13 protein-coding genes are annotated in these 19,568 nt (G+C 47.5%); 2 read left to right on the top strand and 11 right to left on the bottom strand.

Annotation, left to right across the window (positions count from 1 at the left end):
• Nucleotides 1-21: 21 nt before the first annotated feature.
• Complete coding sequence (locus A596_RS05685; protein WP_039913194.1) at nucleotides 22-1,137, bottom strand: phosphoserine transaminase; 1,116 nt, start codon at nucleotides 1,135-1,137, stop codon at nucleotides 22-24.
• 503 nt (nucleotides 1,138-1,640) lie between these two features.
• Nucleotides 1,641-2,273 (bottom strand): hypothetical protein, encoded by a 633-nt coding sequence (locus A596_RS05680; RefSeq protein ID WP_152600113.1) that lies wholly within the window; start codon nucleotides 2,271-2,273, stop codon nucleotides 1,641-1,643.
• 203 nt (nucleotides 2,274-2,476) lie between these two features.
• Between A596_RS05680 and A596_RS05675 the strand changes: the two genes are divergently transcribed.
• Nucleotides 2,477-4,684, top strand: coding sequence for an FdhF/YdeP family oxidoreductase (locus A596_RS05675; RefSeq protein WP_039914290.1), 2,208 nt, complete (start codon nucleotides 2,477-2,479; stop codon nucleotides 4,682-4,684).
• Here A596_RS05675 and A596_RS05670 read toward each other — a convergent pair.
• Nucleotides 4,677-4,943: a hypothetical protein gene (locus A596_RS05670; protein WP_039913192.1), complete on the bottom strand. Its 267-nt coding sequence runs from the start codon at nucleotides 4,941-4,943 to the stop codon at nucleotides 4,677-4,679. The genes A596_RS05675 and A596_RS05670 overlap by 8 nt on opposite strands.
• Nucleotides 4,944-5,368: 425 nt before the next feature.
• Between A596_RS05670 and A596_RS05665 the strand changes: the two genes are divergently transcribed.
• Nucleotides 5,369-6,418: a TerC family protein gene (locus A596_RS05665; protein ID WP_326979664.1), complete on the top strand. Its 1,050-nt coding sequence runs from the start codon at nucleotides 5,369-5,371 to the stop codon at nucleotides 6,416-6,418.
• Nucleotides 6,419-6,457: 39 nt separating this feature from the next.
• Here A596_RS05665 and cysG read toward each other — a convergent pair whose 3' ends face one another.
• The 8 genes from cysG to A596_RS05625 form a co-directional block, all read right to left on the bottom strand.
• Nucleotides 6,458-7,843, bottom strand: coding sequence for a siroheme synthase CysG (gene cysG, locus A596_RS05660; protein ID WP_039913191.1), 1,386 nt, complete (start codon nucleotides 7,841-7,843; stop codon nucleotides 6,458-6,460).
• 134 nt (nucleotides 7,844-7,977) lie between these two features.
• Nucleotides 7,978-9,264, bottom strand: a complete 1,287-nt coding sequence (serS, locus tag A596_RS05655; RefSeq protein WP_039913190.1) for a serine--tRNA ligase — start codon at nucleotides 9,262-9,264, stop codon at nucleotides 7,978-7,980.
• Between the two features lie 74 nt (nucleotides 9,265-9,338).
• Nucleotides 9,339-9,713 (bottom strand): fluoride efflux transporter CrcB, encoded by a 375-nt coding sequence (gene crcB / locus A596_RS05650; protein ID WP_052417269.1) that lies wholly within the window; start codon nucleotides 9,711-9,713, stop codon nucleotides 9,339-9,341.
• Between the two features lie 13 nt (nucleotides 9,714-9,726).
• Nucleotides 9,727-11,067, bottom strand: a complete 1,341-nt coding sequence (locus A596_RS05645) for a replication-associated recombination protein A (protein ID WP_039913187.1) — start codon at nucleotides 11,065-11,067, stop codon at nucleotides 9,727-9,729.
• 24 nt (nucleotides 11,068-11,091) lie between these two features.
• Nucleotides 11,092-11,733, bottom strand: coding sequence for an outer membrane lipoprotein periplasmic chaperone LolA (gene lolA, locus A596_RS05640; RefSeq protein WP_052417268.1), 642 nt, complete (start codon nucleotides 11,731-11,733; stop codon nucleotides 11,092-11,094).
• Nucleotides 11,734-11,812: 79 nt separating this feature from the next.
• Nucleotides 11,813-14,173 (bottom strand): DNA translocase FtsK, encoded by a 2,361-nt coding sequence (locus tag A596_RS05635; protein WP_200882894.1) that lies wholly within the window; start codon nucleotides 14,171-14,173, stop codon nucleotides 11,813-11,815.
• A 179-nt stretch (nucleotides 14,174-14,352) separates the two neighbouring features.
• Nucleotides 14,353-15,864 carry a sensor domain-containing diguanylate cyclase gene (locus A596_RS05630; RefSeq protein ID WP_039913184.1) on the bottom strand — a complete coding sequence of 504 codons (1,512 nt, stop codon included), beginning with the start codon at nucleotides 15,862-15,864 and terminating at the stop codon, nucleotides 14,353-14,355.
• A 40-nt stretch (nucleotides 15,865-15,904) separates the two neighbouring features.
• Nucleotides 15,905-19,568, bottom strand: a 3,664-nt coding sequence (locus A596_RS05625; RefSeq protein ID WP_160280091.1) for a putative Ig domain-containing protein, incomplete at its 5' end; no start/stop codon positions are given.

Raw genomic sequence — 19,568 nt, 5'->3', positions numbered from 1 at the left:
GAGTCGTTACATCAATCAATATCAAGCGGCCGTGACTTCGTTATAAGCCCAGGTCAGCCAAGGTAAAACAGCTTCAAGATCTTCCGCACCAACCGTTGCACCGGCCCAGAAACGCAAGCCAGGCGGGGCATCGCGGTAAGCGCCAATATCATAAGCTACGCCTTCTTTATCCAGCAGTTTGATCAAGGCTTTTACCTGATCCGGCGTTGCTTTCAGGGTGAAACACACGCTGGTATTTGACAGGGTTTCCGGAGTCTGTGCCAAAAAATCGATCCAGTCATTGGCAGCAACAAATCGCTTCAACACGTCCAGGTTGGCATTGGAACGAGCGATAGTTTCTTTTACACCACCGATAGAGCGAACCCAATCCAGTGCATCCAGATAATCAGCAACAGCCAGCATGGATGGCGTGTTGATAGTGTCGCCTTTGAAAATACCTTCCTGCAATTTTCCGCCGCTGGTCATGCGGAACAATTTTGGCATCGGCCAGCTTGGCTTATAAGTTTCCAGACGCTCAACCGCACGCGGACTCAGGATCAACATACCGTGTGCCCCTTCGCCGCCGAGCACTTTTTGCCAGCTATAGGTAATTACGTCGAGCTTGTCCCATGGCAGGTCCATGGCGAACACCGCAGACGTTGCATCGCAAATAGTCAGGCCTTTACGGTCTGCGGGAATCCAGTCGCCGTTGGGCACTTTCACACCGGAAGTGGTGCCGTTCCAGGTGAAAATTACATCGTTATCAAAATTTACTTTGGACAAATCCGGCAGTAAACCGTAATCCGCTTCATGGGCATTGACGGTCAATTTCAATTCTTTGGTGGCATCGCTCAACCAGCCTTTACCGAACGATTCCCATTGCAGGATATCCACGCCGCGCGCGCCCAGCAAAGACCACATCGCCATCTCCACCGCACCGGTATCAGAACCGGGAACCACACCTACACGATAACCTTCCGGCAAACCGAGTAGCTCGGCAGTATCGTCACATGCACGTTGCAGTGCTGTTTTACCAATGGTTGAACGATGCGAACGGCCGAGGGTGGAAATATCAAGTTGATCAAGGCTATAGCCTGGACGCTTGCTACAAGGGCCAGATGAGAAATTGGGGTTACGGGGTTTTACGGCTGGCTTCATGGTAATCCTCTAGCTGACAGGAAAGCGCGCCTTAAGCCATAACGGCCTGGCTCGCCACGAGGGCCCACCCTTGAACACTGCCCAGGGCAAACCCGGAAAATTCGGGGCGTCGATTATGCCAGCTAAGCACTGAATAACCTAGTCAGGAGCGCAAGAATTATGATGGGAATGAAACATCTGTCCACGTGCAGTAAAACACGGCGTGATTACGCTAACAGCCAAATCAAAACGGGAAATTAAAAAAAGCCCTCTGAAACTCAGAGGGCAAGAGGGAGACGTCGATGCATCAACCAGACATCGACGGTGAGAGACCATTTAACGATTTAAAACTGGACTTAATGAAGTTTTTTAAGACCGATATTCAATCAACTGTGATTACTTTAAAACCTCATGACAGCGCTGTCAAACATATTTTGATGACAACTGGAAATTTCTCGGGTACCGACATCAATGTTAGCCCTAACAAATATTTCGATAACCCGATTTGCTACACCGAATGGCCATTACGAGGCAGGAATGAAAACAATGGACTCACTACGAGGAAAAACCGTCCTGAAATGCTTAACAAAGTCCTCGTTAAATTTGCGGCGATTTTTAGAGACCAGAAGATTGCCGGAGGTAAACGTTTTCTTGCAATTCTCATTACCTCTAATACAGAAGGCGGCGGTTTCAATAGGAACAGCAAAAAAGTAATCGGAGAAATTGCGCTCAAACTTTCCCATATCAGCCGGCGCAATACGTAATTCATCATCATCGTAGTAAACGCCAACCAGAAAATACGCTTGCTTATCATCACGCACCAATGGCTCACCGTTAACCCGGAGGCTGGCCATTTCTACACTCACCGCAAGTTTACGTTTGAACCCTGCAACCTTTACCTTTCCTTCAACCAAACGTTCGGGCTCTTGTACAGTAAACTGATACCAGCCGGATTTATCAGTTTTTTTCAACTCAAGCCGAATATTTTTATCTTCCGCCACCCAATTTCCTACAAACACATAACGTGATAAATCATCCTCCTGCCCTTCCAATGGCTTGTTCAACACGTCTTTACATCCCCCCAGCAACAATACAAAAACAATACCAACGAGCCATCTAAAATACATTCCAACAACCTCATTAATTAAAAAAACCAATAAATTTTTGCGGCGCCGCAGCTTATTCACTCAACGGGAAAATGAATGTAAACATTTGTAGGTGGTGCCTATAAAAACACCAGTGTTATCAGGCGATTCAGCAAATCCGGCCTAATCTGATAAAAATTGCCGCCATTTGACGTATTGCAATCATGAACATTCCCACCTACCCTCCAAAAAATATTCCGGCATGCGATGAAATTATGTCAACCAAAGATACCTCTACCACCGAAGCCATCACCATAGTCGGCGGTGGCCCCAAAAAAGTACTTTATACACTCAAGACAGTTGCCCGCATCGGCCTGTTGAATTCCGCTAAAGCATTAAATAGTAAAAATACGTGCAAGGCTTGCGGCTTGGGGATGGGCGGGCAACGCGGGGGAATGACTAACGAAAAAGATGAATTCCCTTCAGTTTGCAATAAAAGTATCCAGGCACAATCAACTGATATCCAACTGCCTATTCCGGAGGATTTATTCGCGCACACACTGGAAGATTTCAAACAACTGAGCGCATATGAGCTGGAGCATTTGGGTCGACTCAATACGCCGTTATTCAAAAGTGCCGACACCGATAAATACACCCCCGTCACCTGGGCATTTGCACTCGACAAAATGGCTGGAGCATTTTCCGGAACCAGCCCTGACCACAGTTTTTTTTATTCATCCGGCCGCTCATCCAATGAAGCAGGATTTGTACTGCAATTGCTCGCACGACTTTACGGTACCAACAATGTCAATAACTGCTCCTATTATTGCCACCAAGCAACCGGCGTTGGTTTATACAATGTGATAGGCACCGGTACTGCCACCGTATCGCTGGAGGACGTAGGCAATTGCGATTGCATTTTTGTGATCGGAGCAAACCCGGCATCCAATCATCCACGCTTTGTGCATCAATTAAAGAATTGTCGTGAACGAGGCGGGCAAGTCATCGTTATTAACCCAGCGAAAGAACCCGGGTTGGTACGTTTCGCCGTTCCAAAAAGCGCAAAATCCATGTTAAGTGGCGGCACCTGGATTGCATCGGAATATGTGCAACCCAAAATTGGTAGCGACCTGGCATTATTAAACGGTATCGCCAAAGCATTAATTGAAAACCAGCAAATCGATTCCGGCTTTATTGCGCAACACACCGACGATTTCTATGTATTTAAACAGGAATTGGAAAATACTGATTGGCAAACAATCGTCAATCATTGTGGCGTAGCGCAAGAAAAAATTATGCAACTCGCCAATGCATATGCGAAATCCGAACGGGCTATTTTTGCCTGGGGAATGGGGATTACCCATCACCTGAACGGCGTTGAAAATGTAGAAGCTATTGCGAACCTTGCATTACTGCGCGGGATGATTGGTAAACCAGCAGCCGGATTATTGCCCTTGCGCGGCCACAGCAACGTGCAAGGTATTGGCACTGTCGGCGTTAAACCGGTGTTGGCAGAAGATGTATTGGAAAAGCTGGAACAGCAGCTGAATATCCGGTTACCACGCACGCCTGGTATGGATACACTCGCCTGCTTGCACGCAGCTTTCAATGGAAAAATAAATGCTGCATTAATCATGGGCGGCAATTTGTTTTCCGCAACTCCCAATACTGATTGGGCACGTACAGCGCTGGATAAAATTCCATTCAAAGTTTACTTAACAACGACACTCAACGCCGGCCACATCAATGGTGTAGAAAATAGTGAAGCGTTGATTTTGCCAGTCACTGCGCGAGATGAAGAATGGCAACCAACAACGCAGGAATCGATGTTTAACTATGTACGCTTGAGTGATGGCGGCATAGATCGATTACACAATGTAAAACCGGAAGTGGAAATTTTATGTGAATTAGGTATCCGGTTATTACCTGCCGCGGCGTATCATTTCCAGCAATTTAAAAAACATAATTCAATTCGCGCTGCTATCGCAAAAACAATTCCGGGATTGGAAAATCTAAAAGATATTGAAGAAACCAAACAGGAATTTACCATTAAAAACCGTCTTCTTGATAAAGCGGTATTCCACACCAAAAATCAAAAAGCCCAATTTAAAACCCATTCACTTCGCACCATCATTGAAAACACCGAATTTCCATTTATGCTCGCCAGTATCCGTAGCGAGGGGCAATTTAATTCAATCATTTACGAAGAAAGTGATTCTTACAGAGGTACGGACTCACGCTGGTCTGTATTAATGAATAATGAGGATATGAAAGAGCTGGGAATTGAATCGGGAACACTCATAGACATTGCATCCATGCATGGGACTATGCCTGCGGTGAAAGCGGTTGGCTTTGATTTACCGCGAGGAAATTTGATGGCCTATTATCCGGAGGCGAATGTATTGATTGCGACTACACATGACCCACGCAGTAAAACACCCGCGTTCAAGTCTGTGCCCGTAAAAATACTTAAATCTAGATAGAAATATTAATGCTGGGTTTGGGCGATTTGCGGCGATCTTTACCGGCCCGGGTTTCCACTAAATGCTCTCCCGACTTACTGCGACGATCCTGTTTACGCCGCTCAACACCACCGGGAGGCCCAACACCGATCGCCGGAGCAGCATCGACATCAATGCCATGTTGATCGCTGGCATAGGCACGCACCGGGGTAATACTGGTCGGTCTTGCCGGGTTTTTTACCGGCTGCGGCCTGGGAGTAATTGGACCTAAATAAACCATAACTGCACCTGATATTCACAATTCATAGTCAATTTGTCGGCTTTATTCGCATTTTCTTGAAGCCTAATTCATGTAGTTATAGAAATTTGGCACATTGATCACATTTTGGACAATGGTTTTATCCTTACGTCACCTTGCCAGCCTGTAAATGTCATTCAAAAACCTTGACCCTTTAGCCTTAGCTTTTATACTAGGCGAACGAAGGGGAGTAGTTCCCGCCGCGCAGGTCGTCAATACGAGTTATTTAGCTCCGGTCGCGCGGGCAAGGCAATATCTAGATGACTCGAAGGCTTGATGGCTCGAGGTTTGATAGTAAGTACCTTGTGAACGAGACCTTTGTCGCAATGACAAAGGCTTCCTTATTTCCCTTTTTATTTCCTTTGCCCGTCATTGCGTTGAGTAATCTATTAACGACGGAGCTATTCATGATCAAATCTTTACTTGCACTCTTCGCTGGCTTAAGCCCGGCGCTTGCAGTGGCGGAAACTACACTGGCAACTGCTGCTCAATCCACTGACATAACCTCCATCGGAACCTGGGGGATGTGGTTAATATTCTTCTGCATTGTCCTGATCGTATTAGCAATTGACCTGGTATTTGTCGGGGGCGGCAAGGAACATCGCGTATCACTGAAAGAAGCGGCCAGTTGGTCCGTGGTATGGGTTACGTTGGCATTGAGTTTTGGTGCGGGCCTCTGGTGGTACCTGGATACGTATTTCACCCGCGAGTTAGCTAACACCAAAACCATGGAATACCTGACAGGTTATTTAATTGAAAAATCGCTCGCGGTAGATAACGTGTTTGTGTGGCTGATGCTATTCAATTTCTTTGCCATTCCATTTGAATTGCAAAAGCGCGTGCTGACCTACGGTGTGCTCGGTGCAATTATTTTACGCACCATTATGATTTTTGCCGGCGTGTGGTTAATTGCCCACTTCCACTGGTTGTTATATGTGTTCGGCCTGTTTCTATTGGTGACGGGAATTAAAATGTGGTGGATGGCTGACAAAGAAATTAACCTGGAAAATAACCCATTACTCAACTGGTTCAAAAAGCATTTTGCCATCAGCAATCAGTTACACGGCGAAAAATTCTTCGTGGTCGAAAACGGGGTGAAGTTAATGACTCCCCTATTTCTTGCGCTAATTATGGTGGAAATATCTGACGTGATTTTTGCGGTAGATTCAATCCCCGCTATTTTTGCGATCACATCTGATCCATTTATCGTCCTGACTTCAAATATATTCGCCATTCTTGGTTTGCGGGCAATGTATTTCTTGTTAGCTGATATGGCAGACCGATTTACTTATATTAAATATGGTCTGGCGCTTGTGTTGGTATTTATTGGCATCAAGATGTTGTTGATTGATATCTATAAAATTCCAGTGGGAATTTCATTATCGGTAGTTGCTTTGTTGATCGGTGGTTCGATTTTAATTTCCTGGTTCAAAACCAAACCGCAAGAAAATACCTAAGTGAAAGCGCATATGTGCCTGTTAACAGGCACATATGCATTAATTCGTTTTAAACCATTTCAAACTGTCATGCAGTTTTACAACGTCTCCGACAATAAACAATGTAGGTGCATGAACATCATTTACGGCCACCACGCCGGCAATAGTATTCAAATCCGCAATTAACACTCGCTGATCTTGCGTTGTACCTTTCTCAATTAATGCTACCGGTGTCGTTGCTGCACGACCATGTGCAATAAGTGACTCACAAATTTCTTTCAATCCAACCAGGCCCATATAAAACACTAATGTTTGTGTCGGATTGGCAAGCTCGGGCCAGGATAAATTAGTATCATCAGATTTAAGATGCCCCGTAACAAAACGAACTGATTGTGCATAATCACGATGCGTCAATGGAATACCCGCATAAGCTGCACAACCCGATGCAGCAGTAATTCCCGGTACAACCTGAAACGGAATATCATTTTGTGCAAGCAATTCAATTTCTTCACCACCGCGCCCGAAAATAAATGGATCTCCACCTTTCAAACGCAACACACGTTTTCCTTGCTTTGCGAGATCAACCAACAGCTGATTAATATTTTCCTGCTCCATCGCGTGTTCATTACGACGCTTTCCTACATAAATTCGCTCTGCATCGCGTCGCACCAATTCCATCACCGCATCAGAGACCAAACGATCATAAAGTACGACATCCGCTTGCTGCATTAATCGCAATGCACGCAGTGTTAATAATTCAGGATCGCCGGGGCCGCCGCCGACTAAATACACTTCACCTTTTGTCAGTTGCGATTGATCGTTGGCAAGCTCATCATCAATAAACTTGTTTGCAGCATCCTCCTGTCCATTCATCATTAATTCTGCGGCGGGACCTTGCAGAATTTTTTCCCAGAATTTTCTACGGCTATCACCATTGTCAAAGCGCGTTTTAATGCGCTCGCGCCATTGACTGGCGATCTGCGCAAGTTTTCCATAGCTTGCAGGAATCAGTGTTTCCAGTTTTGCGCGCACTAACCGCGCCAACACCGGCGCTTCGCCGCCACTGGAAACAGCAATCACCAACGGAGAACGATCAATAATTGCAGGAGTAATGTAAGTACAAAGTGCAGGGCTATCCACCACATTGACGGGTATATGTAATGTTTGTGCGTCGGCAGAGATTTTTTCATTCAGGGATTCAATATCGGTAGCGGCGATTGCCAATACACAATCTTGCAAATCACTTGCTTGATATTCCCGCTCAAAAATTTCACCCTTGGAGACAATAACAAGCCCACGTAACTCCGTAGAAATTTCCGGTGCGACTACGCGCAGGGAAGCGCCAGCTTTTGCCAGTAAGCGGCCTTTGCGTGTTGCGACATCGCCACCACCAACCAACAGGCAGCGACGTTTTTTTAAATCGAGAAAGACCGGAAAATAATCCATAGCCAGGTGCACCAGATTCAACGAAAGCAAAAGAACTATTCATTTTGCTTTTTAAGGTTGTAAAAAAGGTGGGTCGCTAATGCGATACCCACCTTTACAGAATAATCCAACAATAAAATAGAGCAATGCCCGGTTTATTTTTTTGCCGGTGCAAGTACTTCCTGCCCACCCATATAAGGGCGTAATGCTTCAGGAATGACAACACTGCCATCAGCCTGCTGATAATTTTCCAATACAGCCAGCAAGGTACGGCCAATCGCAAGGCCAGAACCATTCAGGGTATGTAACAATTCGGGCTTGCCAGTTTCTTTATTGCGGTAACGTGCCAACATACGGCGCGCCTGAAAATCGCGGAAACTGCTGCATGAAGAAATCTCGCGATATTTATTTTGCGATGGCACCCACACTTCAATATCGTATGTTTTTGCAGAAGAGAACCCAATATCACCGCCACACAGAATTACGGTGCGATGTGGCAGCCCCAATTTTTGCAGAATCGCTTCTGCGTGGCCGACCAAGGCTTCCAATGCTGCATCCGATTCTTCAGGGCGAACAAACTTAACTAACTCTACCTTTTCAAATTGATGCTGGCGAATCATGCCACGCGTATCGCGACCATAGCTTCCCGCTTCTGAACGGAAGCAGGGAGAATGACACACCAATTTAATGGGCAACTGTGCCTCATCAACGATTTCATCACGATAAATATTAGTGACAGGAACTTCTGCGGTCGGAATTAAATAAAATTCGCGGTCATCAGTAAGTTTGAATAAATCCTCTTCAAACTTGGGTAATTGGCCGGTGCCAAACAACGAATCACGATTAACAATAAATGGAACATTAACCTCTTCATAACCATGTTCAGCGATGTGGGTTTCAAGCATGAACTGTGCAAGTGCGCGATGCAATCTGGCTACACCACCACGCAACACTGCAAAACGGGTGCCGGTAATTTTGGTAGCGACCTCAAAATCCAGGCCGCCAAGATTCGCACCGAGATCCACATGATCAACAATTGGAAAATCAAAATTACGCGGTGTACCCCAAGTGCGCACTTCTACGTTGTCTTCATCACTTTTACCTTCAGGCACTTCATCTGCAGGAACATTGGGAATTGCTTTAACGAAGTCATCCCATTCAGTTTGAATGGTCGCCAATTCAGCTTCTGCACTTACCAGGTCCTGTTTGATGTTTTCCACTTTTTGCATTAAAGGCGCAACATCTTCGCCCGCTTGTTTAGCTTTGCCGATACCCTTGGAGATGGAATTTCGTTCTGCTTGCAGGTTTTCAGTTTTTATTTGAATTGCCTTGCGCTTTTCTTCCAAAGCTTGGATTTTTGCTACATCTAATTCGTAGCCGCGTTTGGCCAAACCTTTTGCTACTTCTTCGGTAGCAGTACGAAGTAATTTTGAATCTAGCATGATGTCTAATTTTCTAGTTGAAGTTAAAAGGTGTTAACGCAGCCCGTATAGGTGTAACGCAATACGGCTACGCTCTAAAATATTTTTTGGGTTAACGCCATTCCGATGAACGCCATTAATAGGCCTAAAATGACAGAACCACTGGCATAGGCAAACGCGTTGAGCGCATGCCCCTCTTGCCACAGCTGCAAAATCTCCAGCGAAAATGCCGAGAAAGTTGTGTAGCCCCCCAATATCCCTGTAATAAAAAACAATCTCCACTCTGCAGGCAGGGTTGTTTTTTCAACCAATAATACGTAAGCCACGCCAATTAAAAATGAACCGGTTAAATTTACGATAAACGTACCAAAGGGAAAACGATGATTAATCAGCGGGGTCAGATAACTGACGGCAGCGAATCTGAGCACAGACCCGAGCGCACCACCTATTGCAATTGCCAACCACTGCATTATCGTTTCCGCTTTACTTTCTATAACGTTGCTTTTTACTTAGCTTGTCCAGCTCACGCAAATGCGCGAGTTTTTCCTGGATTTTTAATTCGAGCCCGCGCTCTACCGGATCGTAATAGCGAGCCCCGGAAATATCTTCCGGCAGATAGTTTTCCCCTGCTGCATAAGCTCCCGGTTCGTCGTGGGCATAACGATATTCCGCACCGTAATCCATATTTTTCATGAGTTTGGTAGGAGCATTGCGCAAATGAATAGGAACATCATAAGCAGGCTGGCTACGTACATCAGCCATCACTTGATTGAATGCATTATACACAGCATTACTTTTAGGTGCGCATGCCAAATATACTACTGCCTGGGCGATAGCCAACTCTCCTTCCGGACGTCCAAGGCGCTCTTGCACATCCCATGCGGAGAGGCACAATGGTAATGCGCGCGGGTCTGCATTACCGATATCTTCACTCGCCATGCGCACTACACGGCGCGCGATATAAAGTGGATCGCAACCACCATCCAGCATGCGCGCCAGCCAATACAAAGCACCGTCGGGTGATGATCCGCGCACCGATTTGTGCAATGCCGATATTTGCTCGTAGAAAATGTCTCCGCCTTTATCGAAGCGGCGCACGTCGCTGGCGAGAACTTCGGCAACGACATGCTCGTTGATAACTTTTTGCTCGCCATCTTCATCGGCAAGGTCTGCAGCGATTTCCAATAAATTAAGTGATTTACGGGCATCGCCATCGGCAGCTTGCGCCAATGTCATCAAGGTATCATCGTCAATCGTAATAGATTGGCTACCTAATCCGCGCGTTTTATCATTGAGCGCCTGGAGTAATACATTTTTCAATTGCTCTGGTTGCAAACCGCGCAACACGTAAACGCGGCAACGCGATAACAACGCATTATTCAATTCAAATGATGGGTTTTCTGTAGTTGCGCCAATAAAAATAAACGTGCCATCTTCTACATAAGGTAAAAATGCATCTTGCTGGGATTTATTAAAGCGATGCACCTCGTCGACAAATAAAATAGTTTTGCGCCGCGTAGAAATTCGTTCTTGCTGTGCAGTAGCAACTGCGGCGCGAATTTCCTTTACGCCGGATAACACGGCCGACAAGGACTCAAAACGTGCATCCGCCTGTTCAGCGAATAATTTGGCGAGCGAAGTTTTACCAACACCCGGCGGCCCCCACAAAATCATTGAATGTAATTGGCCGCGAACAATTGCTTCGCGCAAGGGTTTTCCCGGTGCGAGCAAATGTTCCTGGCCGATATAATCATCCAGGTTACGCGGGCGCATACGCGCAGCAAGCGGTTGATACGCGGGTGTGGGTGAACCAAATAAATCCATGCCAAGCCTGTGATAAAAGCCGGATTAATCTTTCAACACTTCAACGCCTTCCGGAATCTGGAAAAAGAATTTTTCTTCTGCCAGCGGTTTATTACGTTGTGTATTGTTGAGTACGCAGCGAGTTAATTGCCCCAGGCTGTCTTTAATTGAAAACTCTGCCAGCTGGCCATCTTTAAATACCAGTGTCAAATGCTGGAACATACCTTCCGTTACTTTTGGAGTAAGCGTGTAGGCTTCAGCAGCTTTGTTTTTGTCATCGCGTGTAACAGAAAACTGTTTGCGCAATTGTTCAACATCTGCACTTAACAGTAATGCAGGCGTTTCGCGCAGGTCATCAGTAAATTCGCGTACGGTGACAGTTTCCAGATCGGCGTCGTACAACCAAATGGTCTTGTTATTGGACACCAGTAATTGCGGCATGGGTTCGCGGGTTTCCCAATAAAACTTACCGGGGCGCATCAACATAAAATTACCTTTGCTGACGTCTTGCTCAGCACCGGTTTTGTCATATGTAGTTTGCACAAAATTGCCTTGCAGGTTGTTCATGGCATCAAGTAGTTTACGCAACTGCACCGCGGCTTGGTCATCAGCAGCATTGGCGATTGTTGAAAACACCATCAAAACACCGATTAAGGTTCGCGATAAAAATTTCAGGAAAAATGTCATAAGTTATCCAGGTAAAATCGAATATGGACGCAGGATTGCACCTGGCAATCCTATCGTTTGAGACTGAACCCGAGCCAAATTAATTGCGCCCGACCAATACCTCGCGGTTGCCGTTATGGCCTGCCGAGGAAACGACACCCGCCGCCTCCATTGTTTCTATTAAACGCGCCGCGCGGTTGTAGCCGATGCGCAATTTACGCTGCACAGAAGAAATTGATGCCTTGCGCGACTCGATAACAAATTCCACCGCCTCGTCATAAAGTGCATCCTTCTCGCCATCCCCTTCCTCACCGCCTTCACTGGGCAGGCCGGGAACCGGAATGGAATTATTATCATCGTCAGTAATACCGTCGATATATTGTGGCGCGCCGCGTTTTTTCCAGTCGGCCACCACTTTATGGACTTCATGGTCATCCACAAATGCGCCGTGGACACGGATAGGCACACTGGTTCCCGAGGGCAAGTACAGCATGTCACCATGGCCCAATAACTGCTCTGCCCCGCCCTGATCCAGGATGGTACGCGAATCAATTTTGGACGAAACCTGGAACGCGATGCGGGTCGGTACGTTGGCTTTAATCAAACCGGTAATGATGTCTACCGACGGACGCTGGGTTGCAAGGATCAGATGGATACCGGCAGCACGTGCTTTTTGAGCGATACGGGCGATCAGTTGTTCCACTTTTTTCTTGTCGACGATCATCATCATGTCGGCGAACTCGTCGATCACCACGACAATAAATGGCAACTCTGTCAGGTCCGGCGCGGTGGCCACATCGGCGCCCGCTTCAAAATTGTCTTCAGGTTTAAATAATGGGTCTTTAACCGGCTCACCCGCCTGGGCCGCATCATCCACTTTGCGGTTGTAACCGGCAAGGTTGCGCACGCCCAGCGCAGACATCAGTTTGTAGCGACGCTCCATCTCACCGACGCACCAGCGCAGACCGTTGGAAGCGTCTTTCATATCGGTAATTACTGGCGTGAGCAAATGGGGAATCCCCTCGTAAACCGAGAGTTCCAACATTTTCGGGTCGACCAGAATCAAGCGCACTTCCTTGGGTGTGGATTTGTACAGCAGGCTCAACAGCATGACGTTAACGCCCACCGATTTACCCGAACCGGTAGTACCGGCTACCAATAAGTGCGGCATCTTGGCCAGATCAGACACTACCGGCTGGCCGGAAATATCATGGCCCAAAACCATCGTCAGCGGTGACTTGGCATTCTCGTAAGCCTCCGAGGAAATCACTTCTGACATCCGTACCATTTCGCGGTGAACGTTGGGAATCTCCACGCCCATTACCGATTTACCCGGAATTACCTCCACCACACGCACAGACACTACAGCCAACGAGCGCGCGAGGTCCTTGGCAAGGCCGGAAATCCGGCTGGCTTTAATACCGGGTGCAGGCTGGATTTCAAAACGGGTAACAACAGGTCCCGGCTGGACGGAAACCACCTCGATCTCGATACCGAAATCCTTAAGTTTCAGCTCCAGCAGTTTGGACATCGCCTCCAGTGACTCTTTGGAATAGCCTTTATCGCTACGTTTATCGGGGGGATCGAGCAAACTCAGCGGCGGCAAAGTACCTTCCGCTGGTTCGAGGGATTCAAACAGCGAAGGTTGTTTTTCTTTTTCGATACGCGGGCTGGGTGTTGGCTTCTTTTTGGGCGGCTCAGTGATAATCACCGGTGCAACACGCCTGGCTTCCTGTTTTACATGCTGCTCGACAACTTCACGTCGATGCTCCTGGGCCTTAACGGCAATTTGTTTCTCCGCTTTTTCACGGCGATACACCTGCCATTTTTCCATGCCTTTATTAATACCAATCAGGGTCCAACGGCCAAGATCTTCACTGAGTTTTAGCCACGAAAGATCGGTGAAAATGGTCATACCCACGAGGAAAAGCGCCAGCAACAACAAAGTGCCGCCGGTGTAATTAAACGCACCGAAGACCGCATCAGATACTGCGGCGCCAAGCAAGCCTCCATTGGAATAAGGCAATACCGATTGACCATCACTGTAATGCATGGCGGCAATACCAGTCCCGGCCACCATCACCAATATCAAGCCAACCGAGCGCAAGCCGAAAAACAACCAATCAATGCCGCCTTCGCGGTTGCGATCTTTCAGTACCAACCAGGCACGATAGGCAATCATCACCGGGAATAAATAAGCAAGGTAACCAAACAGCGAGAAAAACACATCGGCAATCCATGCACCAAAGGGACCGCCGGCATTTTGTACGACAGCATTATCGCCCGTGCGCGACCAACCCGGGTCATTGGGGTCGTAGCTGACCATGGCAATCAACAGATAAAGGCAAATCGCCCCCAGGCCAATCAGGGCGCCCTCTTTCAACAGGCGCACCAATAAGTTGGAGGTCTGCTCGGAGGCGGGTGCGCGGCGTTGCGGAGTAACTGATTTCAATGGTGATATCCCGAATAATGATGAACCCGGTCTCAGCCAGGTTTTGAGTAAACGAGGGCTATTGTAATTACTGGCGGCAGATTTACCACCGGCAAGATCACTCTACGGGGAAATCCGCTTAAAAAACCTGCCAGCCCCGCCGGATCGCTATTGGGACAAGCAAATTTGCGCAGAATTTCAGCAAGGATTTAATGGTGTTGGGTATCGACAATGATAGTTTTCATATCTGGCCGCCAGCAAGTAACCTGGTTGCGACCATGCTGTTTGGAGTAATACAGGGCCTCATCCGCCTGTTGGATTAATTCGTTGGACGTCAACGCGCCCATGCGAATAGATGTCACGCCGAAGCTGCCAGTCACCTTAATACCATTTGTCACTTTTTCTTCAATTTTCTGCCGGCAACGCTCGGCAATGAGTTGTGCCTGGTCCAGTGGTGCACCCGGCAGGATTACGCAAAACTCTTCACCGCCGAAACGCGCCACCATATCCAGATCACGTACCACTTCGCGCAAACTGTTGGCGGCCATTTTAATCACTTCGTCACCAGCAGCATGGCCGTAGGTATCGTTCACTTTTTTAAAGAAATCGATATCTGCCATGATGCAACTGAATTCAGCATCGCCAGTACGCGCGCCATCAAACTTGCTACCCAAATGTTCATACAATGCGCGACGATTAAAACAATTGGTTAATGGGTCGCGCGTAGCAAGGAATGTTAATTCTTTATTTTTGTTTTCAATCGCCACTTGGGTTGCGGCCAATTGCTGGATCATATCTTCCAGCAACCGGCTTTTGGTTTCCAATTCGGTGATGTCTTCAAACACAGCAATGGTTCCCTGGCTTGCACCTTTCGCATCCATGATGGGGACCGCGTTCACCAGAAAAATAGTTTCTTTCTCGTTAACATCCGGCAATAGCACACGCACACCGGTTTGCTTTACACCGCTACTGATTGCTTTAAGCCAGGGGTAATCTTGTGCTTCCTGTTTAGGGTCCAGAAACCAGCCCAAACTGCTTGCTTTCTTGCCCATCAATGATTGCTCTGTGCGCTGTAAATGTTCGATCAACGTGTTATTGGCCAATACAATTTGTTCGCGGCGATCAAGAATCAAAACACCTTCCGCGAGAATATTTAATGCGTTGCGCACTCGCGCTGGAACCACCGCACTGGGGTCCAAATGTTTGAGCGCGCGCTTGATGTAATACCAATAGCCAACAAAACCGCTGAGCGATACAAAAATAATAAGCAAGACGAACGTAGGCAGTTTAAAAATCGGATGGCTTTCACTCAGCAACGGTTCAAAACTTAATTCAAAATCGGCCGCTTTGGCGCCGTTAATCATGATAGGGAAACGGATATGTGTGGGTGTGGATTCATCAGGCTTTGCCTTGGCCCAATTTTTGGTATGGGCTTTGGTTTGCGCAACAACAACCCCGTCATTGCGACGCACAGCAACTGACAGGATTTCCGGATTACGTTCCACCGTCGATTCAAGTAAATACTGCAACAACAATTCATCGCCGCGCAAAATTGCCACGCCGACTTGCGACGCAAGTGTTTCCGCGAGGCGTTTTCGCACATCCAATTGTTGCCGCTCAGCACCCGGCGCAAGCCCGATGGCTTGAGCGAGAATCAGAATGGAGATCGTTAAAATCACCAACCCCAAACTTAATCGAACTGCAGGAGTAATACCTAACATTTATATCCCTTACGCGATAATTCGAACGGCAAGCGCCGGGTTATTGCCCTGATTGTTTTTGTTGCGCATGGTCAAATAAATACCCCACTTCTTTTGCACTTTTATCTTCACGCGCGCGATCTTTGCGCTGTTGTTCCAATTCTTTTTTGCGTTTATTCACTTCATCAAGAATTGGTAATGGGTCCAGCCCGCGCCACAACGGCAACATAGACATTAAGGTTAACAATAGACTGCTGGCCCGCAAAGACCAAACCAGGATACCGGTTGTTACCGAAAAGGTAATTCCCGCCACAATCGCGCGCCGGTCTTGATCTTCTTCCATTGCCACATCCATTTGCTCACGAATGCGACGGACTTCATTATCAAAATCAGCAGCTTCCCAAGGGGCAAAACCGGCATCGGTAGTAATTAAACTGACTAGCGATGAAGACGCAGTGAGTGTCGTTACCGGAACATTGCCCGCATTAATTTGCGCTTCAATCCGTTCGTAATCACGGCTGGATTTATCATGCGGCAGATTAAAGTTTTCTCTCGCATCATCTGGATTGAGTACGGGTGGAATATCCTGCCCGTTTGTTCCCGGTACACTGATATCAATACCTGGCTCCGGTAGCGCTACAGTACCGCCATTATTGCCAGTGCCCGGATTTCCGCCATTACCATCAACAGGGGGTGTTGTTGGCGGTGTTGTTGGCACTTCCGGAATGGGTGGCACAGTGGTAGGCGGTGTCACCGGTGGTACGGTTGGAACCTCCGGTACTACGACCGGGGCAGCAACGACGGTTACCTTAAACCGCGTATCCACCCAGGCACCGTCACTATCCTGTGCACGCAAAGTGATAAACGATTCACCACCCACCGTGGATGCAAACGCAATTGTGAGCATACCGGTGGTTTGATTCCACTGCACGTTAGTTGCGATAGCAGGATTGGAATTAGCCACCAGCGAATATTTCAGCGCGGCCCCGTCTTCGATATCCGTAAATATTTTGTGCAAATCAATTTGTTGCGGTGCTGCACCGGCATTCACACGGATATCGGCGATACCGGTCGATACCGGTACATCATTAACCGGCGCAATATTGATACGCACCGACGTATCAACGACGGCACCATCGGCATCTTGCGCGCGGATAATCAAATCGCTGGAACCAAATTGATTTGCACCATAACTGAAAATTAATTTCCCGCTATTTGCATCAATGGTAATACCAGTCACCAGCGACGGATTGGAATTACTGACCACCGAATACTGCAATTGGTTTGCCGGTGTTTCTTCATCGCTGAACGTGGCAAATAAATCCAGTTGATCACCAACAGCGTCTTCAAAACTGTTGATCGTAACAGGAGCACCAGCAATCGGGTTATCGTTAACTGCCTCAACCTGGATAGTGAATTGGAAACTGACACTCGCCTCACCATCGCTAGCAATTAATTGAATGGCGATATTACCCACATCACCATTTCCCGGTGTACCGCTGAATGTTAATGTGCTGGCATTGAACTGCAACCAATCAGGCAAGGGTTGACCATTTGCCAATTGCGCACTGAAACCGAGCGAATCGCCTACATCTACATCGTTGAATATCGCCAGTGGAAAACCCAATGTAAAGGGCGAATCTTCCTGCGCAACAGGGTTTACTGCAGGCGCATTAACCGTGGGAGCATCATTTGTATTAATGACAGTGATACTGAAATTATCACTTGCGCTGCCGCCATGCCCGTCACTCACAGTTACTTGTAGATTAATAACACCCACATCATCATTTGTCGGTGTCCCGCTAAAAGTGCGTGTTGTTGCATCAAAATTCAACCAGGATGGTAAAGCGCCGCCGCCAACCATTTGTACGGAATAACCAAGCACATCACCTTCAGCATCACTAAATGCATTCGCTGGAATAGTGAAAGAAAACCGGGAGTCTTCATCGATCGATTGATCACTAACACCATCGAGTACTACGGGTGGCAGGTTCGCGGGCAATGCGTTAATCACCAGATCAAAATTATCACTGATTATTCCACCGTTACCGTCACTGGCAATAACATCAATACTCAAAGTACCTATGTTTGCGGTGGCAGGGGTTCCACTAAATGTACGAGTGGCCGCATTAAATGTTAACCATGCCGGCAACGCACCACCACCGGCAAGTTGCGCGGTGTACGTCAGCGTATCGCCAGCATCCACATCAGCAAATACATTTGCCGGAAATTGAAAATTAAACGCTGAATTTTCTATTGCCGATTGGTTGGCAATCGGATTGGCAACCGTGGGGGCATCGTTCGTATTGGCGATAACAATCGCAAATGTATCGGTAACAGTTCCGCCATTGCCATCATTGGCAATCACATCAATTAAAATTGTTCCAACATTGTCATTCGTTGGTATTCCGCTGAATGTGCGTGTAGTCGCATTAAAACTTAACCACGCGGGCAATGTACCGCCACCGGTTAGTTGCGCTGTGTAAGTAAGGGTATTGCCAACATCTACATCAGCAAACGTATTTGCTGCAAACTGAAAATTAAATACAGCATCTTCAATCGCGTTTTGATCGGGAATAGCGTTAGCTACTGTAGGCGGGTCATTCACATCGTTAACTGTGATGGTAAAGGTGTCAGTGATCGTGCCACCGTTGCCATCACTGGCGATAACATCAATAGCTATCGCCCCCAAATCAGCACTGCCTGGAGTACCACTGAATGTACGCGTGACCGGATCAAAACCTAGCCAGGCTGGCAAGGCGCCGCCACCGGCAAGTTGCGCTGAATAGGTAAGCGTATCACCCGCATCGGGATCGGCAAATGTATTTGCGGCAAACTGGAAATTAAACGCAACATTTTCTGTTGCGGTGCGATCCGGAATTGCATTGGCAATTGTGGGTGCATCGTTCGTATTGGCGATAACAATATCAAACGTATCGGTAACCGTTCCGCCGTTGCCATCGTCGGCAATTACATCAATGGAGATGGTTCCAACATCACCGTTTGCAGGAGTACCACTAAATGTGCGCGTGACCGGGTCGAAGCTTAGCCATGCTGGCAAGGCCCCGCCGCCGGCGAGTTGTACTGAATAAGTAAGCGTGTCGCCCACATCGGGATCGGTAAATGTATTCGCCGCAAATTGGAAATTAAATGCAGAATCTTCCGTAGCGTTTTGATTGGGAATTATATTGGCTACTGTTGGAGCATCATTAGTATTTCCCACAACGATATTAAATGTGTCGGTAACGGTCCCGCCATTGCCATCATCAGCGATAACATCAATGGAAATAGTTCCAACATCACTATTCGCGGGTGTCCCACTGAATGTCCGAGTCACCGGATCGAAACTGAGCCAGGCTGGCAAGGCGCCGCCACCGGCAAGTTGCGCTGAATAGGTAAGCGTATCGCCCACATCAGGATCGGCAAATGTATTTGCGGCAAACTGGAAATTAAACGCAACATTTTCTGTTGCGGTGCGATCTGGAATTGCATTGGCAATTGTGGGCGCATCGTTCGTGTTGGCGATGACAATATCAAACGTATCAGTAACCGTTCCGCCATTGCCATCGTCGGCAATTACATCAATGGAAATGGTTCCCACATCACCGTTTGCTGGTGTGCCGCTGAATGTGCGCGTGACCGGATCAAAACTCAACCATGATGGTAATGAACCACCACCGCTTAACTGTGCCGAATACGTTAGCGTTGCACCTGCATCAACATCC

Source organism: Cellvibrio mixtus subsp. mixtus J3-8, assembly GCF_000766945.1.
Lineage (GTDB): Bacteria > Pseudomonadota > Gammaproteobacteria > Pseudomonadales > Cellvibrionaceae > Cellvibrio > Cellvibrio mixtus_A.
This window is presented reverse-complemented; position numbering and strand designations above follow the sequence as displayed.